At 37.7% G+C, this 24,282-nt stretch carries 23 protein-coding genes; 15 read left to right on the forward strand and 8 right to left on the reverse strand.

The genetic code is table 11. The features are described 5' to 3' along the window. Positions 1-5: 5 nt before the first annotated feature. The gene (locus DRW42_RS16990) at positions 6-671 is read left to right on the forward strand and encodes an HAD family hydrolase (protein ID WP_113950030.1); all 666 of its coding nucleotides are present in this window, start codon (positions 6-8) and stop codon (positions 669-671) included. A gap of 3 nt (positions 672-674) precedes the next feature. Here DRW42_RS16990 and DRW42_RS16995 read toward each other — a convergent pair whose 3' ends face one another. Together DRW42_RS16995 and DRW42_RS17000 are read right to left on the reverse strand one after the other, a co-directional pair. After that, on the reverse strand, positions 675-1,310 hold the full coding sequence (locus DRW42_RS16995) for a response regulator transcription factor (RefSeq protein WP_113950031.1): 636 nt from the start codon (positions 1,308-1,310) through the stop codon (positions 675-677). Then, positions 1,297-3,246, reverse strand: coding sequence for a sensor histidine kinase (locus DRW42_RS17000; protein ID WP_113950032.1), 1,950 nt, complete (start codon positions 3,244-3,246; stop codon positions 1,297-1,299). The genes DRW42_RS16995 and DRW42_RS17000 overlap by 14 nt, the downstream gene beginning before the upstream one ends. A gap of 249 nt (positions 3,247-3,495) precedes the next feature. On the opposite strand from DRW42_RS17000, the gene DRW42_RS17005 reads away from it, so the two are divergent. Next, the gene (locus DRW42_RS17005; RefSeq protein ID WP_147243768.1) at positions 3,496-3,972 is read left to right on the forward strand and encodes a LysM peptidoglycan-binding domain-containing protein; all 477 of its coding nucleotides are present in this window, start codon (positions 3,496-3,498) and stop codon (positions 3,970-3,972) included. A 37-nt stretch (positions 3,973-4,009) separates the two neighbouring features. Here DRW42_RS17005 and DRW42_RS17010 read toward each other — a convergent pair whose 3' ends face one another. After that, a complete protein-coding gene (locus tag DRW42_RS17010; RefSeq protein WP_113950034.1) occupies positions 4,010-5,956 on the reverse strand; it encodes a sensor histidine kinase in 1,947 nt (648 codons plus the stop codon). A gap of 247 nt (positions 5,957-6,203) precedes the next feature. Between DRW42_RS17010 and DRW42_RS17015 the strand changes: the two genes are divergently transcribed. The 7 genes from DRW42_RS17015 to DRW42_RS17045 all read left to right on the forward strand — a co-directional run bounded on the left by DRW42_RS17015 (position 6,204) and on the right by DRW42_RS17045 (position 11,367). Then, positions 6,204-6,659: a hypothetical protein gene (locus DRW42_RS17015; RefSeq protein ID WP_147243769.1), complete on the forward strand. Its 456-nt coding sequence runs from the start codon at positions 6,204-6,206 to the stop codon at positions 6,657-6,659. A 153-nt stretch (positions 6,660-6,812) separates the two neighbouring features. Continuing rightward, the gene (locus DRW42_RS17020; RefSeq protein WP_113950036.1) at positions 6,813-7,355 is read left to right on the forward strand and encodes an outer membrane beta-barrel protein; all 543 of its coding nucleotides are present in this window, start codon (positions 6,813-6,815) and stop codon (positions 7,353-7,355) included. Positions 7,356-7,395: 40 nt separating this feature from the next. After that, positions 7,396-7,782 carry a hypothetical protein gene (locus DRW42_RS17025; protein WP_113950037.1) on the forward strand — a complete coding sequence of 129 codons (387 nt, stop codon included), beginning with the start codon at positions 7,396-7,398 and terminating at the stop codon, positions 7,780-7,782. 44 nt (positions 7,783-7,826) lie between these two features. After that, positions 7,827-8,279 (forward strand): carboxypeptidase-like regulatory domain-containing protein, encoded by a 453-nt coding sequence (locus DRW42_RS17030; protein ID WP_113950038.1) that lies wholly within the window; start codon positions 7,827-7,829, stop codon positions 8,277-8,279. Positions 8,280-8,340: 61 nt separating this feature from the next. After that, the gene (locus DRW42_RS17035; RefSeq protein ID WP_113950039.1) at positions 8,341-10,272 is read left to right on the forward strand and encodes an outer membrane beta-barrel protein; all 1,932 of its coding nucleotides are present in this window, start codon (positions 8,341-8,343) and stop codon (positions 10,270-10,272) included. A 127-nt stretch (positions 10,273-10,399) separates the two neighbouring features. Next, positions 10,400-10,948 carry a Crp/Fnr family transcriptional regulator gene (locus DRW42_RS17040; RefSeq protein ID WP_113950040.1) on the forward strand — a complete coding sequence of 183 codons (549 nt, stop codon included), beginning with the start codon at positions 10,400-10,402 and terminating at the stop codon, positions 10,946-10,948. Between the two features lie 62 nt (positions 10,949-11,010). Next, positions 11,011-11,367 carry a bleomycin resistance protein gene (locus DRW42_RS17045; protein WP_113950041.1) on the forward strand — a complete coding sequence of 119 codons (357 nt, stop codon included), beginning with the start codon at positions 11,011-11,013 and terminating at the stop codon, positions 11,365-11,367. A 486-nt stretch (positions 11,368-11,853) separates the two neighbouring features. Here DRW42_RS17045 and DRW42_RS17050 read toward each other — a convergent pair whose 3' ends face one another. Beyond that, positions 11,854-12,486: a response regulator transcription factor gene (locus DRW42_RS17050; protein WP_113950042.1), complete on the reverse strand. Its 633-nt coding sequence runs from the start codon at positions 12,484-12,486 to the stop codon at positions 11,854-11,856. Next, complete coding sequence (locus DRW42_RS17055) at positions 12,479-14,494, reverse strand: tetratricopeptide repeat-containing sensor histidine kinase (protein ID WP_113950043.1); 2,016 nt, start codon at positions 14,492-14,494, stop codon at positions 12,479-12,481. The genes DRW42_RS17050 and DRW42_RS17055 overlap by 8 nt, the downstream gene beginning before the upstream one ends. 146 nt (positions 14,495-14,640) lie before the next feature. Here DRW42_RS17055 and DRW42_RS17060 point away from each other — a divergent pair, with 146 nt between their 5' ends. From DRW42_RS17060 to DRW42_RS17085, 6 genes are all read left to right on the forward strand, one after another. Beyond that, complete coding sequence (locus DRW42_RS17060; protein WP_113950044.1) at positions 14,641-15,039, forward strand: hypothetical protein; 399 nt, start codon at positions 14,641-14,643, stop codon at positions 15,037-15,039. 348 nt (positions 15,040-15,387) lie between these two features. Beyond that, entirely contained in the window at positions 15,388-16,794 is a 1,407-nt protein-coding gene (lpdA, locus tag DRW42_RS17065; protein WP_113950045.1) for a dihydrolipoyl dehydrogenase, read from the forward strand. Between the two features lie 430 nt (positions 16,795-17,224). Next, positions 17,225-18,772, forward strand: a complete 1,548-nt coding sequence (locus DRW42_RS17070; protein WP_113950046.1) for a choice-of-anchor I family protein — start codon at positions 17,225-17,227, stop codon at positions 18,770-18,772. Between the two features lie 420 nt (positions 18,773-19,192). Further along, complete coding sequence (gene thiD / locus DRW42_RS17075; protein WP_113950047.1) at positions 19,193-20,008, forward strand: bifunctional hydroxymethylpyrimidine kinase/phosphomethylpyrimidine kinase; 816 nt, start codon at positions 19,193-19,195, stop codon at positions 20,006-20,008. Then, positions 20,005-20,658 (forward strand): TenA family protein, encoded by a 654-nt coding sequence (locus DRW42_RS17080; protein ID WP_113950048.1) that lies wholly within the window; start codon positions 20,005-20,007, stop codon positions 20,656-20,658. Before thiD ends, DRW42_RS17080 begins: the two co-directional genes overlap by 4 nt. Positions 20,659-20,767: 109 nt before the next feature. Continuing rightward, a complete protein-coding gene (locus DRW42_RS17085; protein WP_244215306.1) occupies positions 20,768-21,976 on the forward strand; it encodes an MFS transporter in 1,209 nt (402 codons plus the stop codon). A 13-nt stretch (positions 21,977-21,989) separates the two neighbouring features. Here DRW42_RS17085 and DRW42_RS17090 read toward each other — a convergent pair whose 3' ends face one another. The 3 genes from DRW42_RS17090 to DRW42_RS17100 are packed head-to-tail and all read right to left on the reverse strand — an operon-like array spanning position 21,990 to position 23,400. Then, entirely contained in the window at positions 21,990-22,283 is a 294-nt protein-coding gene (locus DRW42_RS17090) for a type II toxin-antitoxin system RelE/ParE family toxin (RefSeq protein ID WP_113950049.1), read from the reverse strand. A gap of 32 nt (positions 22,284-22,315) precedes the next feature. Beyond that, complete coding sequence (locus tag DRW42_RS17095) at positions 22,316-22,555, reverse strand: hypothetical protein (RefSeq protein WP_113950050.1); 240 nt, start codon at positions 22,553-22,555, stop codon at positions 22,316-22,318. A gap of 41 nt (positions 22,556-22,596) precedes the next feature. Beyond that, positions 22,597-23,400: a hypothetical protein gene (locus DRW42_RS17100; protein ID WP_113950051.1), complete on the reverse strand. Its 804-nt coding sequence runs from the start codon at positions 23,398-23,400 to the stop codon at positions 22,597-22,599. Between the last annotated feature and the right edge of the window lie 882 nt (positions 23,401-24,282).

Consider the following 24,282-nt stretch of genomic DNA (forward strand, 5'->3'; position numbering starts at 1 on the left):
AGATAATGAGTAAAATAAAAGCTTTGCTTTTCGATTTAGATGGTACATTAATTGATTCAGAAAAATTTCATTTCGATTGTTGGAATACGTTTTTAAGTGCGTATAGTGTGACTATTGATTTTAAGGACTGGCTAAGCAATTATGCAGGAATCCCGTTGCCGAAGAATGCAAAAACCATTATAGACCGGTATAAAATTGATGAAGATTTAGATAGCTTTATTGATAGAAGGGAAAAAATAACCTTTGATGGTTTTAGGACAACCGATATCCGGTTAATGCCTCATGCTTTAGAATTTGTGCAGTTTGCATACGAAAAAGGGCTTACGCTGGCGGTGGTTACGGCCAGCCCCAAAATGGATGTTGAAGCGGTTTTTGAACGCAATGGTTTGGCAAAATATTTCAGTTTGTTCATTACCCGTACAGATGTAAGTAAATCAAAACCCGATCCTGAAAGTTACAACCTCTGCGTGGAGCGTTTAGGCATGCAAAAAGACGAGTGCATAGTTTTTGAAGATACCCTGAATGGTGTTAAATCGGCCATGGCCGCGGGTATAACCTGTTATGCAATTCAGAACAATGTGCGTGCACACCAAAAATTAAAGATTGCTGATGAACTGTTTCTTAGTTTTGCCAACGCAAAAGAATTTATGCTTCAAAAGGAATTGATCTAACCATTAAAGTAATCCCTGGCTTGTTGCATTGCTGATCAGTTCGGCAATATTTTTAGCGTGAAGTTTTTGCAACAGGTTCTTTTTATGGTTATCAACGGTAAACTTGCTCAGAAAAAGGATTTCCGCAATTTTTGAGGCAGTTAAACCCTGTGCAACCAGTTTCAGGATTTCACTTTCCCTCGACGTGAGTTTTACAAAGCCCCATTTGGTTTTCGCCGGCGATTTCGATATTACATCGGTAACCCCTTTACTAAAGGTGATTTTGCCCTCCAGTGCCTCGTTTATACAGTTGCCGATTTCATCTATCGATGCATTTTTTAGGATATAACCATTTGCACCGTTCTCGAGCATTTTGGTAATGGCACTCCTTTCCTGGTGGTTGCTTAAAGCTATTACGATGGTATCGGGCGCTATCCTTTTAATTTCCTTGCATAATATCATGCCATTGATATCGGGCAGGATGATATCAATAAGGGTAATGCTGACGGGTTTTTTCTTAATATAAGTAAGCAGATCCTGCCCGTTGCTAAAACTGGCTATAATTTCAAATCCTTCGTTTTTGCCTAGTAACTTGGTCAATCCCTCTATAATAATCGGATGATCATCAGCAATAACGAGTGTTGGTTTAAGCTTTAACATTGAGTTCTATATTAATTGAAGTACCAAACTGATTTATACGTTTCCCGATTTCCATTTTTCCATTTAAATAAGCTATTCGACTTTTAATGTTGTTAAGTCCGATACCTGTTTTATCTGTTTGTTGAGGGTTGTTAAATCCTTTGCCATCATCTTCAAGTGTTATAAAAAAAGCATTTTTATGCTGAGTGCATTGCAGAAATGCACTTTTTGCTTCCGCATGTTTTACCACATTGGTAAGTAGTTCCTGTATAATGCGGTAAATAGATACCTGTGTTTGTTGTGGAATATTATTTTTGATATCGATAAGCTGGCAGTCGATTTCCAGTTCATCAGAATTTAATGATTCGCAGAGATCTTTAAGCGCAGCTTCGAGGCCTATATTCAATAACATTTCAGGCATCATATTATGCGAAATACGCCGGAGTTCACTTACCGAATGATCTACCTGATTTATAATCTCATCGAGCTCAGCAGCAGGTTTCTCTTTTGCAAATTGCCACAAATTAAATTTAACCACCGCCAGCACATTGCCCAAACCATCGTGCAGATCGCGGGCCACCCGATGGCGTTCGGTTTCCTGGCCCTGGAGCATGGCATTGCTTAACCTGATTTCTTCACGCTGTGTAGCAAGTTTTTTCTGATTGCGGTAATAATAGAAGCCAAAAATAAATACAGATAAGACTAATAAGGTTACTACACTTAATAACCAGTTTAGCAAGTGACTATTTTGGGTTGATAGGTTTGCCTTTTGGTTGGCCGTATTAAGCTCTGCGATTTTTTTCTGGTTTTCGGCAGTTTTGAATTTGATTTCGAGGGCATTTACTTCCGTTTTTAATTTAGTATCATTAACACTGTCTCTTAAAATGGCATATTTTTTCAACCACTTAAAAGCTTCTGGCAAATCATTAAGTAGTTCATAACTTTCATAAGCCTGTTTATAATGATTTGCTTTGTTTTCGAGATATGTATTAGCGTCGTTTTTTATGATTTCCAAAATAACGTCTTTGGCTGTTTTATAGTCGAACTGAGAATTTAATATATTATATTTTTGGTTTAAAAGATCATTACGTTCTTTAACAAGGTTTAATTTTTTTGCGATTTCCAGTCCCTTATTTAAGGCTATTAACGATCTGTCATATTGTTTCAACTTTAAAAAATAATAACTTTCGAATCCGCAGAAATAAATATAAGATGGTGTGTTTAGCTGGTTTTTTAATAATGATTTAGATTTATCAAGTAAAATTTTGGCCTCATTAAATTTATTTCTGGCCATACTATTTCTTGCGCTATTGTTATAAACCCTTGCCAGCATTATTGTGTCAGTTTTGATACTTTCCAGTATGCCAATACTTTTTTCGAAATATATTGAAGCTTTTTCATTTTCTGCCACCAGATCGAGAAAAACAGCAATAGAATGATATGCCACTCCCTCCATCAATGGGTCTCCTGCAGCACGGGATAAAGGAATTACCTTACTTATAAGCACATCTATTGATTGTTGCTGTTTGTTTTCCCTTGATAATAAAATAGAATAGTTATTCCAAAGCTTGGCCCTTAAGATATAGCATTCTTTGGTCTTGATATGTGCAAAAATACTATCTGCCTTTAACAAATATTTTTTTGCACCTGTTCGGTTATCATTCTGGTATGCCGCATTTGTGCCAATAGAATAAAAGTATAAAGCATAGAGATAGCCGGTTTTTTTTATGCGTTTTTTTCCTTGAGCCAAAAAATAATTTGCTTTTATTGTATCTCCGTTTTTACTCCAAAATCTTGATAAAGCTAAATTGGATACAATCTTAATGCTGTCTGTGGGTGCATTTTTAACCAGATACAGCAAACTATCCGGGTATCGCTTATCCGTTACCTGAAGCTGTGCAAATGTATACAGGTAGCTATTAGCCAATAACAAACAAAATAAAAATAACTTTCTCATCTGTTAAAATTCAAGATTAGTTCAATGCTCGGTAGTTAAGGGGATAAGCACGAAGGCCATAACACAATTCAAGGGATAATCTAATTTAAGCTAAAAAAAACACTTTATATAGCTATTTATAGCCATATAAGAAAAAGGTTGCTTATAGCTATAGTTACCTGATTTTATTGAAGTTAACTTTGGTGATAGATGATAAGGGATGCCGAAAACTGTTGGTAAAGAGTAGGCTCATTATAAAAACAATTATTAATGAAAAAGATTGGAATTTTATGCTTCGCCATGCTATTGTTTGGCGTAGTAAATGCAAATGCACAAGGTGCTCTTGATCGCTTGTTGGGTAAAATAGATCAGGCAAGTGAGAAAGTTGATAAGGCAGGAAGTACGGCGGATAAAGCTGGGAAAACCGGTAGTAAAATCGGTAGTTTATTTGGTAAAAAGAAAGATAAAAACAGTGTAACAGCAGAAACACAAACAACTATCAATATCAATGGGGTTGATTTTGCTACATTAAAAAGCATTGCAGAAAAGGCAGAAAGTACAAAAGGCGTTGCCAGTGCAAAAACGAAATTTAGTACTGGAGGTTCCAGCATTAAGGTACAGCACAGCGGTACCTCTGAGGATTTGTTAAAAGCCCTTCAAAGAACCAACCCTACCGTATTTGCCGAAAAAAATATTTCAGGAATGGAAGAGGGGCAGATATCGATATCAATTGGCATAAAAAAATAACAACATTTCTTATTTAAAATAGGGATGGCACATAATGTTAAGTTTTTACATTTAATTCTATATTGAGAGAAGTGCCCGGCTGATCTGTTCGGGAAACAATTTCCATCTTTCCGTTGAGATAATTTACTCGACTTTTGATATTGTTGAGCCCGATTCCAGCTTTTTCTTTGAGTTGATCAGTATTAAATCCTTTACCATCGTCTTCGAGCGTAATATAAAATGTATTTTTATGCTGGGTACATTGCAGCAGTACATTTTTAGCCTGGGCATGTTTCACCACATTGGTTAGCAGTTCCTGTATAATGCGGTAAATGGATACCTGGGTTGGTTGTGGGATGGTACTTTTCAGCTTAATAAGCTGACAATCTATTTCCAGATCATTGGATGTGAGCGATTCGCAAAGATCTTTAAGTGCGGCTTCCAAACCGATATTTAGGAGCATTTCGGGCATCATATCATGTGCAATACGGCGCAGTTCGTTGATGGAATGATCCAGCTGACGGGCAATTTCATTAACTTCAATAGCTGGCTTTTCTTTCGCCAGTTGTCCAAGATTAAATTTTATTACGGTAAGTAAATTTCCCAAACCATCATGCAAATCCCTTGCTACACGGTAACGTTCGGTTTCCTGGCCCTGGAGCATGGCATTGCTTAACCTGATTTCTTCACGCTGTGTAGCAAGTTTTTTCTGATTGCGGTAATAATAAAAGCCAAAAATAAATACAGATAAGATTAATAAACTTACTACACCCAATAACCAGTTTAGCAACCGACTATTTTTAGCTGATAAATTGGCCTTTTGGTTGGCCGCATTCAATTCTGCAATTTTTTTCTGGTTTTCGGCAGTTTTGAATTTTATTTCGAGGGCATTTATACGGTCAAAGAAACCCCGCTCTGTTAGGCTGTCTTTTATTTTTGAGTATTTGTTGAGCCATTGATAGGCTGCTTTACTGTTATCTAACGTATCATAAACACGACTTAGTTCTTTGTAATAATTTAATAAATTAATGGAGTATTTAGACTGTGGATTTTTAATAAGTGATTCTAAAAAAATTGCCGCTTTTTTAAAATCACCTTTGGCTGTTAAGATATTTATTTTCTCTCCATTCAGCTTCTCTTGATAATATGGTTTTTGTTTTTTTGCAAAGTTCATCCCTGCGGCAATATAGCTAAGAGCCTTGTTATAAGCTTTTATTTTTCGATAATACATGCTTTCAACCCAGTAATATTCGATTTGATTTATAGGGGTTGAACAAGATGGCAAAATGTTTTTAGCTTTATCCAATATATTTCTCGTTGAGGATATTTTATCATTGTGATTGTGGATGTATGCTTTCGAAATATAGAGGTATATCAAAAACAGAATACTTTTATCGCTGATTTCTGTATGTTCTAAAATTGCTATGGCCATGAGATAATATTCTTCTGCTTTGTTATATTGTAACTTATTCCCGAATACAAGGCCCAAATCACCGTAAAACTTGCCTAAATATTCTTTACTATTTGCTTTTTTAGCCATGGGTATGGCTTTGTTGAGTAGAATATAGACCATTAAGTCTTCGTTATCTTTTTTTTGCTGTATGTTGGCATAATTAGCCCACGCTTTGGCCCTAATCAAAAAGGCCTCGTTGGTATTAAATTTAGATAATCGCTTATCAGCTTCTATGTAACACTGTTCACTTATTTTTGAATTTAAAGGGCTATAAACCCGTGCTCGAAAATAATAATAAAGAGCTTCGAGATAAGGGTTCTTTAATCCTGGCTTTAAGCATTTGGCAAGATAAATTTTGGCTTTTGTGGAATCTATTTTGGCCCAATAATCAGCTAGCTTAAACAAAATCTGTGCTTTTGCACTATCATTTTGGAGATTATTTGAAAGTTGTAATAAGCTATCAGGGTATCGCTTATCCGTCACCCGAAGCTGTGCAAATGTATACAGGTAGCTATTAGCCAATAACAAACAAAATAAAAATAGCTTTCTCATCTGTTAAAATTCAAGATTAATTTAATGCTCGGTAGTTAAGGGGATAAGCACAAAGGCCATAACAATAATTCAAGGGACAATCTAATTTAAACTAAAAAAAACACATTATATAGCTATTTATAGCTATACGGGAAAACAGTTATTTGTAGCTATAATTATACGGCTTGATGAAGGTAACTTTGATTACAGATGATCAGGGATGCCGAAAACTGTTGATAAGAGTAGGCTTATTGAAAAACAAATATCTATGAAAAAATTGAGTTTAGTGTTATGCCTATTAGGATTTAGTACACTAGTTTTTAATGGTTGTAAAAAGAAAGGTAACGTTGATGAACCTGATGTACGAGGAAAAACATATAAGTTTACCGTTACCAGCACAGGCATACTAGCGACAGATAATATAGATGTTACATTTAAAGGAGGATCGTCAACCAATGCTAAAACATTACTTAAAGTTGATGGTGTAACACAAGATAACCAGCAGATAGTAACGCTTACTAGGGCACAAATTACAAAATCGGGTGGTACAGTTGTAGAGTCAGCTTTGCCTTTGATTGTATGTGGATTTGACCTTGGTGGCTTTAGTGGTACAGCAGGGCATACTTTTGTTGTAAAAGTAGTACCCGTAGTTGATGGCACACCCGCAACAACAGTATCTAAAACCTTTACTACACAAACGTTCTATCAAGCTTACGATTATTAGGTTAGTACTTGTATTGCCTTAATTAGAGCTCAAAATTATAAAACTAGGTAGTTAATAATGGGTTTGGGGCACACAGTAGTGCCTCAAATTTTATGCAGCTTACCTAATTCCAATCAGAAAATCTATTTTAAATAGCTACTTAATCAAACCAACATGAAAAAACAACTATTACTTATTGCATTATTTATCTTTTCTGTATCAGCCGTTAACGCTCAGTCTAAATCTTCATTTAGCAAAGGTGACAATCTATTTAACGTTGGCGTAGGCATTGGCAGTCCGTATTTTGGAACTGGTTATAGCTCATCATTGCCGGTTAATCCATCGGTGAGTTATGAAATTGGTGTATCTAACGCAATTAGTGTTGGCGGACAGGTTTCGTGTGCAAGTTCTAAATACGACGGCTATAACTATACTTTTAAAGAAAGTGCCATTTACTTTGGGGCGAGGGGGTCGTACCATTTTAACCAACTGCTTAAACTTAACCCAAAATTCGACCTTTACAGCGGGTTAAGTTTGGGGTATGTTACGGTAAGCATCAGTGATAGCGAAAGCATTGTTACAGGTACAGCAAGTGGTTTCGGATTTGGTTTTTATGCCGGTGGAAAATATTACCTGGGAAAAAGTACGGCCATTTACTCAGAATTGGGTTATCAGAGTCTCTCCTTTTTAAATGTTGGGATCGCCTTTAAATTTTAACATAAAAAATTCTTAATGTTTATATCTAATCCAATCAAATATGAAAAATCAAGTTAAATTAATTGCCTTAACCCTGTTAATCCTTTTAGGAAGTTTATTGCCTCAATATTCGTCGGCATTCAGTTACAAATCCAAAGACCCTGTTGTGATCGAAGTAACCGCCAGGCAGAAAACGATAGAGGAAGCACTAACGGCGGTAAAAATGGTTTTGCTTCAAAAGAAATTTATTTCCGCCAATGGTGTTCAAAAAAACTCTCTTAATGCGATCAGGACCACCATGTCTAAAGCCGATTATTTTGTTGCCGATGCTACAGCTGCACAAGCAGATGGAAAGATCAAGGTTACAATCACCTTTGTAAAAGTAGGCACTGGTTTCTTAAATTTAAAGAAGGTTGCCGAAGAGGTAAAAGCTGAATTGGAGAAATAATATTTCGGGCATTTCAATAAAGTAACTATCGATAAAATAAACAGATGGGCAATATTCTTATCACTGTTTTTATCAGCATAATGATGAATAAATGGATATTCATAGTTGTAAGCGCCATGTTGCTCTTCTCTGTTTTACCAGCTCAGGCACAGGAAAAAATAAAGTTACAGGGTTTAGTTAAAGACAGTGTAAACCAGGAGTTAATCGTTTACGCAACCGTGAGCTTGTTTAAAAAATATGATGCTAAATCATTGGTTATCAATACATTTTCGGATAACAAAGGGCAGTTTATCCTTAACAGCGATACCGGCAATTATATGCTTTCTGTTGATCTGATGGGGTATAACCGGTTAACCAGGAGCATCAGGGTTTACGCGGGAATGTTGACCGAACTGGGCACTTTTTTAATCAAACCATCAGCCAATCAGTTGCAGCAGGTAAATATTACGGCACAAAAACCTTTGATAGAGCAAGACAGGGATAAACTGGTTTTATAATGTAGAGCAGGATCCGGCTGCCAAAGGAGAAAGCCTGACTGAAATTTTTAGGAAAGTACCCATGTTAAGCGTAGACGGCGAAGGTAATGTACGGTTAAACGGGCAGGGTAATTTTAAGGTGTTATTAAACGGACGCGAAACCGCCATGTTTGCCCAAAGCGTAAAAGATGCACTTAATGGCTTTCCCGGTGCTGTAGTATCAAAAATTGAGGTGATTAGCTCCCCATCTGCAAAATACGATGCCGAAGGTATCGGAGGTTTGATCAATATTATTACCAAAAAGGCGATATTCGGTTATAATGGTTATTTGGGACTTCATTATTCCAATATAAATTATTCTGCCAATACTAATCTGAGTTTCCGGAAAGGCAGGTTTGCAGTTACAGCTACCTATTTTTTAAGTGGAAACCATAACAACAAAGCTCAGGTAACCAGCGAAACCCTGCCGGTGCAAACGGCTGCTTATCAAAGGAGGTTTCTCGATGGTGAGCGCATAACCAATCGTTTTTCGAACAGCGGGATTTTGGAAATGAGCTACAACATCGATTCGTTGCAAACCCTTGTACTTTATGCCAATGTGGATGGGGGTAACAACAAAAGCAGGTTTACGCAGAATATTACCACCAGTTTTACAGATAAATTGCCACAGGAGGATTTTTTTACGCAAAACTTAAAGAATAATTTTCCTTCCTACGGACTCGGAAGTGATTTTATCAAGAAATTTAAGGGAAATCCGGATAAAGAGCTGAGTTTTAGATTTAATGGTCAGTTTAGCAGGAACGACGGATTGAATACAAGTATGCTCGATATGGCCAGTACCGATCTGTTCAGGCAGAATGATAGCTTTTCGGAAAACAGGGAATATACCTTACAAACAGATTTTATACAACCTTTTAGCAAAGAACTTAAACTGGAAACCGGGGCGAAATTTATTTTTAGGGATGCCAATGCCGACTATTCAAGTTTGAGCCGGACGGATGAAAAATCGCCCTTTGAGCCTGATTACTCAAATTCTGATCGTTTTGCCTATAAACAGCAGGTGTACAGTGGTTACGGCTCACTATCGTTTGCACTGGATAAACTTAATTTCCGTACAGGTTTGCGTTTAGAACATACAACAGTTGATGGGGATTTTTTTAGTTCGAAAACAAACGTAAAACAGGATTATACGACATTGATTCCTGATTTTTCTGTGAATACCAAACTAAGCAAAAATTATACGATAATTATGGGGTATAATAAGCGGTTGCAAAGGCCATATATTAATGCACTTAATCCGTTTATCAATAATAACGATCCTTTAAATATTTCTTTTGGTAACCCTGATCTGAATGCCCAAACCATCCATAACCTGTCATTTCAGAACCGGCTGGCCAGTGGGAATAATTTTATTGCATTGGCGCTAAATGCCTCTTATTCGGGCAATATGATTGTACAATACACCATATTTAATGAAAATACTGGTGTTAGTACTACTCAATATGGCAATACAGGACGAAACAGAGAGGTAAGCGCTATGTTTACATCCGCTATTTCGTTAAAAAAGCTCAATTGTGGTGCATATACTACTGTGCGTTACAATAAAATTGAAAATACGGTAGTTTTAACACAGCATGAAGAAGGCTTTAGTGGTCAGGTAGGGGGATTCTTCTTTTATAAGCCGGCTAAATCTTTTTCATTAAGCGGAAGCGGGGGGATTTCCAGGCAGCCATATAATTTAATCAATACTTTAAAAGCGAATCCATATTACCAGGTAAACATAGGTTATAAATTCTTTAATGATAAGTTGAGTACGACGGTAAATTTCAATAATTTTTTTAGTAAGTCGCTTACCAACAGGTTATATACCGAAGATGTTAACTTCACAACAAATGCTACCACTACCATTCCGTTCAGGGTTGTTTTTGTTGGGGCTACTTATAATTTCGGTAAGCTGAAAGAGGATCTGTCGAAGAAAAAAGGGGTGAACAATGATGATTTGATCAACAATTAATTTATAAAAATGCTCTTCAATGTTTGTTAGTGATTGGGGGCTGGTAGAAATACCAGCCTTTTTTGATCTCTGGAAAAATAGCTATATTGTAATCAACAATGCCTCATCGTAAAGTAGTTTTTGTAGTATGTTGATAAAAGAAATTTTAAGCAGTTTTAGGCAATTTTCAGCCAATGAGGCCCTTCTTTTCGAAGAAAATATTGTTAGGAGAACTTTCAGGAAAAATGAAATAATATTGAAGCAGGGAGCAGTTTGCCAATCTGTTTATTTTGTTTTATCAGGATCTTTTTTCCAATATCAAAGCCAAGGAATTACCGAAAGCATTATCGATTTACATGTAACCAGCGAGTGGATGTTTAACCATCCCAGCCTGATTGAACAGCGCGCATCGGAAACCACGATCAAAGCATTCGAAAATTCAGAAGTTATTGAGTTGAGTTTGAGCAGCCTGCATTACCTGATAGCCAAATCTCAATCTTTTTTGTTCCTGACCAAAATTTTTAATCAAACCAGCGCCAGAACCTATCTTTTTGATAGTTCATTTAATCCTCTGCAAAAATATAATTACATAAAAAATGTTAAACCGCTCGTTGCTCAGGTTTTTCCGGTAAAAATGATTGCTTCTTATCTTAAAATCGCCCCCGAAACATTGAGCCGTGTAAGGGCAAACCATTAAATTTCCTGATTTCGATCAAGTGTGCTTTCGGGGGAAATTATACACCTTTGTTAAAAAAAGATATGCTTACAGAAATTAATCCCAAACTGCCGATGCGTGATAAAAGGATCACGAGAGATTTTTATGTGAATAAGTTAGGTTTTAAGGATGTTGGTGAAACCGACTATAAAGATTACCTGATTTTGCAAAAAGACAATATCCAGATCCATTTTTTTGAATTTGAAGCGCTAAACCCCAAAGAAAATTACGGACAGGTGTATATCCGTACCAATGATATTGAGGCACTTTATAAAACAATGTCGGGTGTTAAAGACGGAATTCATCCTAACGGGCACCTGCAGACCAAACCCTGGGGGCAAAAGGAATTTGCCATGCTCGACCCGGACAGTAATTTATTAACCTTCGGACAGGGAGTTTAGGTTGGTTTATTGGTCATTAGTTCATTGGTTCATTGGTCATTAGTAAAACAAATCGCCAACTGGTAATTGTTTCATTGATCATTGTGATTTAATTATTGAACATTTTAATTCGTTCACTGGTCATTAGTTCATTGGTAAAACAAATTGCCAGCTGGTAACTGTTTCATTGATCATTGTGATTTGATTATTGAACATTTTAATTCGTTCACTGGTCATTAGTTCATTGGTAAAACAAATTGCCAGCTGGTAACTGTTTCATTGATCATTGTGATTTGATTATTGAACATTTTAATTCGTTCACTGGTCATTAGTTCATTGGTAAAACAAATTGCCAGCTGGTAACTGTTTCATTGATCATTGTGATTTGATTATTGAACATTTTAATTCGTTCACTGGTCATTAGTTCATTGGTAAAACAAATTCCCAACTGGTAACTGTTTCATTGATCATTGTGATTTGGTTATTGAGCATTAATCCATTTGTAATTTAAATCAACAGCTGCTCAGTAGCAAGGTTAATAAGTTCGATTGAGTTTTTGACATCGAGTTTCTGCATCATATTACGGCGATGCGTTTCTACGGTAAGCGGGCTTAAAAAAAGCTCATCAGCTATGCTGGCGGTTGTTTTGCCCTGGGCAATTAACAGCAGGATTTCCTTTTCGCGTTTCGTAAATTTTGCACGCCCCTTTAAGTCGTTAACGGATGGTTTGGCAATAATTTCTATCACTTCTTTACTGAAAGCCAGTTCGCCGTTAAGTACGGTTTCGATACAGTTTTTTAATTCCTCTACCGAAGCATTTTTCAGGATGTACCCGCAGGCACCATTTTGCAGTATCTGCATAATAATGCTTCTTTCGGTATGGTTGCTAATGGCAATTACAGCCGTAGATGGCGACAATCTTTTAACCTGGGCACAGAGTTCGATACCATTGATGTCGGGCAGCATAATATCAAGCAATACAATATCGAGCTTATTGTTTTCTAAAAAAGAAATCAATTCATTTCCCGTTTGAAAACTACCCGTCACCATCATATTATCGAAGTTATTGATGAGCGATACTATGCCCTGGATTACGATCGGATGATCGTCTACAACTGCCAATCTGATCATATTATTCATAACTGATGGGGATTTCGATATTAATATTGGTTCCATTGCCGGGTTGGGAATCGATTTCTAAATTTCCTTTAAGATAGGCTACCCTGTTTTTAATGTTTTCGATTCCCATTCCTTTTTTATAGGTTGATGTATCAAAACCAATTCCATTATCTTCAATGGTGATATAAAAGTGTTTTTCATTTTCGCTGCACTGTAAAACTACTTCACTTGCCCGGGCATGTTTTAATGTATTGGTGAGGATTTCCTGTACAATGCGGTAAATGATAATCTGTTCTTCAAGTGCAATGTTTTTGGAGATATTCAATGCCTGGAAATCGATATGCAGGTTATTGCCCATTGCCGATTCTGCCAGATCTTTAAGCGCAACTTCAAGGCCGAATTTTAACAATGTTTGTGGCATCATATTTCTTGCAATATGCCTTAGTTCAGTAACCGAACTATCAAGCTGGTTAACAATGCGCTGCAATTCTAAATCGTGCAATTGCATTTCAGTGTGTTTGGCCCAGTTGGATAAATTGATTTTTAGGCCCGATAGCATGCCCCCAAGTCCATCATGCAGATCCTGCGCCACTCTGTTTCTTTCTTTTTCTTCGGCATTAAGCATGGCGCGACTAATTTCCAATTGCTGTTTTTGTTGCATATCGGCTACTTTTTGCCTGTAGTTAATGGCCCGTTGCTCTGCCAGCTTTTTGTAACCGTTAAAATAAAAATACAGGAGCGCAATAATCACCAGAAGAAAAAAAGATGCTGCAACCAATAGCAGGGTAGTGGTTTTGCTTTTTTTGATAATTACTTCATTCTGTCGCCTTTCTGCGTTTAAGTGGGTAATCTTTTTCTGGTTTTCGGCATTCTTGTATTTAATTTCTAAGGCATTAATTTCTTCTTTGGTTTTATCTTCGTTTAGGCTGTCGCCTAGTACTTTACTTTTTTTGAGCAACTCGTATGCCTCTTTAATGTTTCCGAGCGCATAGTTTACTTCCGACAACGATTCGGTTAATTTTAGTTTATTGGCAGCAAGGGTGTTTATTTCGGGTTGGTTAACTATTTGTAGCAGCGTTTTTTTTGCCTGATCAAATTTTTTCTGCTCAAAAAGAATTCTGTATTTCTCAAAAACGATTTCCTGCAGTGTATAATTGTCGTTTAATTCTTCAGCCAGTTTAATGGCTTTCTCGGCATCCAGTAGAGCAAGCTCTTTCTGTTTGGTGTTAATGAAATATCGGGTGGTACTTTTATAATAATCGAGCCAGAATATAGCCATTGGGTAACCTGTGCGAACATGGTCTGATTTATCCAGCACTATTTTTGCAAGGTCGAGATACTTTTTGGTCTGGCTATAATTCTTTTGGTGATAATAGTTTTGTGATATGGATATGTATACATTGACAAGAAGATAGTATTTATCCGGACTGGCATCTTTTAATGCATTAAGACCATTTTGAAGGTATGGAGCTGCCTTATCATACTGACCTATGTTTGTGAATATTGTACCGATAGAAACATATTCCGTTCCCGTAAATTCCTTATCGCCGGCTTTTTTGGAAAGTGGTAAAACACGGTTAATAAGGATGTCGAGCGTGGTTTTCAGATCATCTTTATGCTGCTGTATCAGCGCATAATTATGCCAAACCATCGATCTTAACCGGTAAACATATTTTGTGTTGAACTTTGCCAATAACGAATCGGCATGGATAAGTAATTTTTCTGCTTTGGTATAATCTTTTTCAATGTAGATCAAAGATTCGTACCAGTAGGATCTGGCAAAAAGAAGCGGATATTTCTGGCTCTGGTTTCTGGCCTTCGTTAGATAAAATACGGCTTTTGTGCTATCAAGTTCAGCCCAGAAATCGGTTAATTTAAAGCCAGCTGCAGCTTTTAAACTGTCGGGCATATCGCCATTAACAATCCTGTTGAGGCTATCGGTATATTGTTGATCGGCAGACTGGAGCTGGGCTTTAATGGTTAATCGGCAAAAAATCAGTAATAAAAGTAGAAGGATGTAATGTTTCATTGAACTAAAAATGCACGCTTTATCTATCAACCCGAAATAAAACCAAAATATACCTGAATTCAGGTAGAAAAAAATGGTGTTTTGTGGTTATTGTACAACAAAACACAGCTTTGTTTATTTGCAGTTCTATTTTTTAAAGTCTAATTATGAAAAACATCAAAATTAAAACATTTGTACTTTCTTTCTTTGCAATGATCCTGGTTACCGGCTTAATGTCGTGTAAAAAAGATGATGCGGAAACACCTTCAAAAAGTTCGCATAAGGTTGTGTTTAAACTTGTGGCCTCTGCCGGCAGCAATATCAGTACCGTGGTTTATGGTTATGATGGCCAGGTTACCACCGCCACCAGCCTAAGCGGAACTACTTGGACAAGCCCCGAAATTACTGCGCCTGCAGGTACCATTTCATTAAATATTGCCGCTGGCGCAACAGGTGCCAATGCAAATTCAACATTGAAAGCCCAGATTTTTGTAGATGGCGAAATGAAAGCTGAAGGTAATTCAAGCGGCACAGTTTTAAGTGCATCTGCATCATTTGGGTTGTAAGCAGGTCATTAGTTCACTGGTCATTTGTTCATTGGTAAAGCAAATTGCCAACTGTAAATCGCCCACTGTAAATCGCCCACTGTAAATTGCTAATTGCGAACTGATAAATTGGTTACTAACCTTTGCTCATTAGTCCATCAGGTTTGGGTTTATCGGAACATTTTATACATTGAAAGTAAAATGTTTTGGTACGCTCATCAAGCCGATGGACTTTTGGGCTTTATAAAGGCATTTTATTGATTACTTCGGTTTACAACCCACTTAAAAGCCCCTTTACATTTGGCCAATTCACTTTCAGCTTTCCGCCTTTTTTCCATACATTTGGCTAATTAAAATTATCAAGAAATTATGCAATACGATGTCGTTGTTATCGGTTCAGGGCCGGGCGGTTATGTAGGCGCAATCCGTTGTGCTCAGTTAGGTTTAAAAACTGCAGTAGTAGAAAAATATAAAACTTTTGGAGGTACCTGCTTAAACGTAGGCTGTATCCCATCTAAGGCTTTGCTGGATTCATCAGAGCATTTTCACAACGCTGCACACACATTTACCACACACGGTATCAACTTAAAAGATTTAAAAGTTGATATGAAACAGATGATCGCCCGTAAAGACGATGTTGTTGCTCAAAATACTGCTGGTATTACTTACCTGTTTAAGAAAAACAAAATCGATTCATACGAAGGTGTAGGTTCTTTTGTAGATAAAAATACCATTTTGGTTACCAAAGCCGATGGTTCTACCGAAACTTTAAGTGCAAAAAACGTAATTATTGCTACTGGTTCTAAACCAACAGCTTTACCGTTTTTACCAATCGATAAAAAACGTATCATTACTTCAACCGAAGCTTTAAATATTAAAGAAGTTCCAAAATCGATGGTCGTAATCGGTGGTGGTGTTATCGGTTTGGAATTAGGTTCGGTTTATGCCCGTTTAGGTACAAAAGTTTCTGTAGTTGAGTTTTTACCATCAATTATCGGTACCATGGATGCCGGTTTAGGTAAAGAACTTCAACGCGTTTTAAAGAAAACTTTGGGCATGGAATTTTACATGGGCCACAAAGTTACCGGCGCTACCACTAAAGGTAAAACCGTAACGGTTACTGCCGAAACCCCTAAAGGAGAAACCATTTCTTTAGAAGCTGATTATTGTATCGTTGCTGTTGGCCGTACCGCATATAGCGAAGGTTTAGGTTTAGATAAAATTGGAATTACCGTAGAAGAAAGAGGTAAAAAAATCCCGGTTAACGAACATTTAGAAACTTCGGTTAAAGGTGTTTATGCCATTGGTGATGTTATTACCGGAGCCATGTTAGCCCACAAAGCAGAGGATGAAGGTACTTATGTTGCCGAAACCATTGCCGGACAAAAACCACATATTAATTATAACTTAATCCCTGGCGTAGTTTATACCTGGCCGGAAGTTGCTTCAGTAGGTGCAACCGAAGAGCAGTTGAAAGAAAAAGGGGTAAAATATAAAGCAGGCTCATTTCCTTTCAAAGCCAGCGGACGTGCGAAAGCAAGTATGGATACCGATGGTTTTATCAAAGTGTTGGCCGATGCTGCAACTGACGAAGTTTTAGGCGTACACATGATTGGTCCACGTGCTGCAGATATGATTGCAGAAGCAGTGATCGCTATGGAATTCCGCGCATCTGCCGAAGATATTGCACGTACCTGCCATGCGCACCCAACTTATACCGAAGCCTTAAAAGAAGCTGCACTTGCGGCAACTGATAACAGGGCGATACATATTTAATCACAAAGCCTCATACTGAACTTGTTTCAGTATTTGCTTAGTAAATCTTAAAAAATCCCGGTATTGATATCGGGATTTTTTGTTTTTACTCCCTTTCCGTCATCTCGAGCGAAGTGCAACTTGTTCCGATTTAACATCGGTAACATAGCGAAGAAATCTGGCTCAAGAACACTTTTTATTTAGCGGTCTCTTCCTACTTAAACTACTAGGTCTTGATGATCATTCTAGACGCATCGTCACCCTGAACTTGTTTCAGGGTCTTTCATGCAAGATAGATCTTGTCCCCTTTGGTCTTTAGTCTTTCCGCTTTGGTCTTTAGTCTTTCCCCTTTAGTCTTTCTTCACAATTCCTTAACCAAATGATAACATCTGAAGGCTGAAAAACAGTGTTTTAGCAGATTATTTTTGCGGTTCAGATATTTAAATAAACCATGAACTGTAAAAAACTATTTGGTGCAATCCTTATTGCGTCGTTGGCATTTGCTGCCTGCAAAAAAGATAAAACTGATGATTCAATTGTAGATCCTCCGGTTGAAGCCGTTGTTCCGGAAAAAATCGACAGCTTTAAAGAAATCGTTTCTATCGATCTGGGCGGAGAGTTTGCTTCAGAAATTTCTGCTTACGATCCGTTAACCAAACAATTATTTGTAGTAAGTAACGATGGCGGAACCAAAGTTGATGTAGTGGATATGAGTAAATATCCAACGGTTACTAAATTAAAAACTTTATTATATCCAAACAACGCAGGAATCAATAGTGTGGCAGTAAGCAATGGATTGTTGGCTATCGCCTTGGATGGTGCCGATAAACAAGGCAATGGCGACGTATTGGTTTTAAAAACATCCGATTTATCAGAAGTAAAGAAAATCACTGTAGGTGCCATGCCCGATATGGTTACTTTCAGTCCGGATGGAAATTACATTTTATCGGCCAATGAGGGAGAACCAAATCTTGCTTATACCGTTGACCCGAAAGGTACCATCTCCATCATCAACATTAAGGATAATTATTCAGTAAAAACCCTTGATTTTTCAGCTTTTGAATCGCAAAAAGCAACTTTATTGGCAGGTGGTTTCAGGATTTATGGTTATAATGCAAGTTTTACGCAGGATATTGAACCAGAATATATTGCTATTAGCAGCGATTCTAAAAAGGCATACGTTACCCTGCAGGAAAATAATGGTGTTGCCGAAGTAGATATTATTGCCGGAACGATTACCAAGATTAATCCTTTGGGTACAAGGGATATCAGTTTGGCAGAAAATGCGTTTGATGTAAGCGATAAAGACAATAAAAAAGTACTGGGTACCTGGCCAATCAAGGCTTATTATCTGCCCGATGCAATCTCGTATTTTACTACTAACGGTACTGCCTATCTGGCTTTAGCCAATGAAGGAGATACCAGGCAGGATTATACCCCAAAAGATGCAAAAGAAGAAGTACGTGTAAAAGATCTTATATTGGATCCGGTTAAATTTCCGAATGCTGCAACCCTTCAGTTAGATGCTAATTTAGGCCGGCTTACTGTAACCAATACCGCTGGTTTTACAATGGTTGGTGCCAATAAAGTATATCAGGAATTATATTCAACAGGTGGCAGGTCGGTTAGCATTCTTAATGCAAACACCGGGGCTTTAGTAGCAAACATTGGTAAAGATTTAGAGCAGCATGTAATTGATGCCAATATGTATGATGATGACCGCTCTGATAACAAAGGTGTTGAAGTAGAAAGTGTAACCGTTGCGCAGGTAAACGGGCAAACCCTGGCTTTTATCGGTATGGAACGTGCCGATGCAATTGCCATTTATAATGTTACCAATCCGGCTGCACCTACATTTGTTCAGCTGTTTTCTACTGGTGATGCACCTGAAGGTTTGCTATTTGTAAAACCAAAAGATAGCCCCAACGGTAGAAGTTTATTAATTGTTTCTAACGAAGCAGATGGAACTGTTCGGTTCTATCAGCCCGATAAAATATAGTCCCTATCCCTTTATTAATTATTATGTTTTAGTCCCGGTATTGATACCGGGATTTTTTTGTTTTAAGCCTGCTGTCATCTCGAGCGAAGTGGGGCGCTTTGGTCTTTAGTCCTCCCACTTCAGTCTTTTTTCCTTTTTTCTCCCAACAATAAAAACTAAGCCCTATATTGCGCTCAAAATAAAACTTTAGGGGTGCCTTCAAATCATTAGGCTGAGAATATACCCGTTTTGAGGTTAAAGGCAGAAGGTATAAAGGTAGAGGGTAACTCCTTCCGGCCTTAAAATCCTCCAACCGTCAACTTCAAATGAACCTGATCCGGATAATGCCGGCGTAGGAAATTAGTTTGTCTGCACGTTTGTGCACAATGCGTTCTGCATTTGAGGACTCCTGAAGTTATATCACAAAACGAGTCTTCTCTTATGAATTATATTAACGTATTAACCATAGCTGGTTCTGATAGTGGGGGTGGAGCAGGTATTCAGGCCGATTTAAAAACATTTTCTGCTTTAGGTTGCTTTGGCACTTCGGTAATTACCGCGGTAACTGCTCAAAATACCATGGGCGTAAGGTCGGTACATGGCATTCCTTCCGAAATGATTAAAGATCAGCTTCAGGCCGTATTAGAAGATATTTCACCAATAGCGATAAAAATAGGAATGATCAACCGTGCCGAAGTGGTGCAGGTGATCGAAAATGAGCTAAAAGCTTATTATCATATTCCTGTTATTTTAGATCCTGTGATGGTGGCTACCAGCGGGCATCGGCTGATTGAACCAGATACCATTAATCAGCTAATCGAAAAATTATTCCCGGTTGTAACTTTGGTTACTCCTAATATTGATGAGGCCGTTATCCTTTCAGACCAGGAAATCCATAACCTAGATGATATGATTGCTGCGGGCAGAAAAATTGTCGGAAAAGGGGCAAAAGCTGTTCTGGTAAAAGGCGGGCATTTGGCCGGACCAGTTATTTACGATGTTTATATAAATGGTAACAATGATCCTGTGGTATTGGAAAGTAATTTTATCCAATCTAAAAACCTGCACGGAACTGGCTGTACTTTGTCATCGGCCATAGCAGCTGAAATGGCGAAAGGCAATAACCTGCCCGCTGCAATAAAAAATGCCAAAGATTACATCGGTAAGGCTTTGCAATTTGGTAGCAGTGTTGAAACCGGTAAAGGCAACGGTCCGCTGAATCATTTTTTTGATCCCCTAAAACTAATCATACAATGAAGTGGAGTGAACAAGCCTGGGAAAGAGCTAAACCCATTTATAACCAGATTTTAGCCATGCCTTTTAATCAGGAACTGAGCAATGGTACATTACCTAAAGAAAAATTCATTTTCTATCTGGCACAGGATGCCTATTATCTTTTAGCATTTGGCCGGACATTAAGTGCCATTAGCAGTCGCATGCAAGATGCTGACCTGATACTGGATTTTGCCGGATTTGCTACAGGAGCCATTTTTGCTGAACGCAGCCTTCATGAAAGTTATTTTGTAGAATTTGGTTTAAACAATCAGGTACAGCCTACACCATCTACCTTATTATATACCAATTATATTCTTAGTGAAGCGGCTTATGCCAATGTTGAAGTTGCCGCTGCGGCCGTTTTACCCTGTTTCTGGATTTATAAGATGGTAGGTGATTATATTTTTGCCCAACAAGCAGGCGATCAGAACCCTTATAAAAGATGGATTGATATGTATGCTGGTGCCGAATTTGCAGCTGCGGTAGAAAAAGCGATCGATATTACCGATCAATTAGCCACGCAGGCTAGCAGTGCAATGAGGGAAAAAATGTTGATTGCTTTCGAGATGGCTACACGGCTGGAATGGATGTTCTGGGACAGCGCGTACCAAATGGAGAAATGGAAAATTTAAACTTTAACAGGTTTTTGTGCAAATATTTTGATATAAATTCAAAAAAATGTCTGTATTTCCAATAGATTTAAGGAACTTTGTAGCTTAATCTATTATTAAGAAATCAATTTTGGAAGACAATACGCAAGACAAGGAAATTTTAGTTCACCAAGAAAATAAGCCTGTATTAGCGCAAAGTTCTCCAAAACAAGTACGTTTAGCCATCTCTGCCTTTTACTTTATGCAGGGGGTTTGCTTTGCAAGCTGGGCCAGCAGGATTCCAACTTTTAAAGCTTCGATGGGTTTAAACGATGCCGAACTGGGTTCAATTCTTTTCGCGTTGCCAGCAGGGCAAATCATTACGATGTTCTTTTCTGCAAAGCTGACTACACATTTTGGTAGTAAAAAAATGCTCAGGGCAACTGCACCACTTTATGCAATTGCTTTAACTTTTTTGGCACTGGCTACCGCAGGCTGGCAATTGGCCGCTTTTTTAGTGCTGTTTGGTATAACCGGTAACCTTTGTAACATTGCTTTAAATACACAGGGCGTTGCAGGCGAAAATTATTATGGCAAACCGATTATGAGTTCTTTCCATGGAGCCTGGAGTATCGGAAATTTAACCGGAGCTTTAATTGCTTTGGGTTTGGTTAATTTAAAATTGGGGATGTATACCCACTTCTGGATTATTGCCTTAATATCGCTAACGAATGTGGTACTTAGCTCGAAAAAATTATTAGACCATAATCCTAAACCAGATACTCAGACTGAAAAAACAAAGTTTTTTACCATGCCCCAGGGAATTTTGGTTTTATTGGGGATAATCGCTTTTTGTAGTATGGCAACCGAAGGAACCATGTTCGACTGGAGCGCCATTTACTTCGAAGATGTTGTAAAATTGCCACATAACAAGGCAATTATCGGCTATGCTTCCTTTATGTTTATGATGGCCAGTGGCCGGTTTTTAGGCGTGTATCTGATCGGTAAATTTGGGCGTAAAAACCTTTTGCAAATCAGTGGTGCAATTATATCAATCGGCATGGCACTCGCAGTAATATTCCCGAATATCATTGTCGCAATTTTTGGCTTTATGCTTATCGGTTTGGGGGTTTCCAGTATTGTACCGATGGTTTACAGTATTGCAGGAAATAATAAAAAAGTGCCTGCGGGTAAAGCGATAACAATGGTTTCTAGTATCGGGTATTTTGCATTTCTCTTCGGACCACCGTTAATCGGTTATGTTTCGCAGTTGTCGAGTTTGCGTTATTCTTTTGGGATAATTTCTGTTTTCGGTCTCCTGATTACTTTTTTAATTACAAAAATAAAGGGGATAAATTAGGTTTGTTTATGGCTTAGCGCGTAAATGGTCTGCGGCTGGAATGTCTAACCCTAAGAATTCTAATTTCTTTATCGGTTCTTCTGAAAGATATTCTGTATCGATCAATTTCAAAAGCGAAAAAACTTCCATCATTGTTTTTCTTTAAGCGATCTACTTGGAAAGTATCAAGATGATTTGGAAGACCTTTTATTTTTGATAAAATTCTAATTTCAATTTTTTCAGCATAGTCAATAAGTTCGTTATCTTCTAAATACTGAATAATTTCTAATAGCTGTTTAACTGCAAGTTTATTCCATTTTATTCTCATCAAGTATTGCTGGGTTTAGCAATCATTTTTAACTAAAAAACCTTACGTCTTTTCTCAAAAAGCTGTTCAACATCCTTATGTGAAATAAAGTCTCCAGCTTCAATTTCTTTATCCGCCTGATCTAATTCATCATTATACTGGTTCAAGAATGCTTCGTCAACTTTCACAGGATCATTATTAATATCAGATTGATATTTATAGTCTAAGCTATCCAAAAAAGCAATAAGAACTTTTTCTTCCTGTTCGTTCTTTGTATTTACCAATATACTCATACTCAAATTTAACGAAATTTTACGAATAAATATAGGCTATCCTACTCCTTCTTAACCAGCCCGTGTTCTTTTAAAGTGGCAACGGCGAGTTCGATTAGCCTCAAATTTTCGTCCAGATGGCCATGCTGTACCTCTACATTAATGTAAGGAATATTATTCTGCATGGCATAAACTGAAAGCGAACCATCATTAGAGGCAAATTTAGATTGAAGGATTACATTTACATTGGCTTTTTTTAAGCTTGTAAATAACCTGGGTTCGGTTACATAAATCAGGTCGTCGCCATCCATCTGAAAGTTAATGTAAACAGAATCGGCTGTGCTGGCCAGATCATACCCGGGAAGATAGGAGGAGATACCAAAACCGCCATCGGCATTGTTATGTAGGGTTAAAAAGTAACCGGTAGATTTGGGGTCGTAAAAATCGACAATTTGTTTGCCTGCGCCCAATAATGCTTTTTCAACTTCGTTAGAACTGAACAGGTCTTTCTTTAACCTGGTATTTACTCCCACTTCGGTATATATTGCATTCGGATCGATACGGTATTGATCGTCCATATAACTGAAATAATAATCGCGCACACCACCATATTGACTGTCGATCAGCTCGCCGCCGTTCCAGCGGATATAATCAAAACCTGCTTTCACACCAGTATCTTCGTTGTCGTGCACCACTAAAAATTTTACACCATTGGGTTTATAACTATATTTTACCAGGGTGATATCGAAATTGTAAATTTTAATAAAGCTCGAATCCGTTTCCATTGCTGAGAAAACAGGAGGGTGCTGGGCTTTAACAACGAGGGAAAAACAGATCAGGAACAGGCTAAAAATGATTTTGAACATAATCCCTAATATACAATATGGGCACCTAATTTGTTTGGATACAGCATTGTAGAATTATCTTTAAAGAAGTCAAGTTTGTACATCTGTTGTATACAATATCATCTTGAAACTTGACTTCTTTGGGAGATGGGATAAAATAATGGTTTGTGGCGATGCGAACCACGGCGGGGCATTATTTTAAAGAAGTCAAGTTTGTACATCGGTTGTATACAACATCATCTTAAAACTTGACTTCTTTGGGAGGTGGTATAATATGATGGTTCGTGGCGACACGAACCACGGGAGGCATTATTTTAAAGAAGTCAAGTTTGTACATCTGTTGTATACAATATCATCTTGAAACTTGACTTCTTTGGGAGATGGGATAAAATAATGGTTCGTGGCGATGCGAACCACGGCGGGATGCGGCATTATTTTAAAGAAGTTAAGTTTGTACATCAGTTGTATACAACATCATCTTAAAACTTGACTTCTTTGGGAGATGGGATAAAATAATGGTTTGTGGCGATGCGAACCACGGCGGGGCATTATTTTAAAGAAGTCAAGTTTGTACATCGGTTGTATACAACATCATCTTAAAACTTGACTTCTTTGGGAGGTGGTATAATATGATGGTTCGTGGCGACACGAACCACGGGAGGCATTATTTTAAAGAAGTCAAGTTTGTACATCTGTTGTATACAATATCATCTTGAAACTTGACTTCTTTGGGAGATGGGATAAAATAATGGTTCGTGGCGATGCGAACCACGGCGGGATGCGGCATTATTTTAAAGAAGTTAAGTTTGTACATCAGTTGTATACAACATCATCTTAAAACTTGACTTCTTTGGAAGATGGTATAAAATAATGGTTTGTGGCGATGCGAACCACGGCGGGGCA

The organism is Pedobacter miscanthi, assembly GCF_003315595.1.
Lineage (GTDB): Bacteria > Bacteroidota > Bacteroidia > Sphingobacteriales > Sphingobacteriaceae > Pedobacter > Pedobacter miscanthi.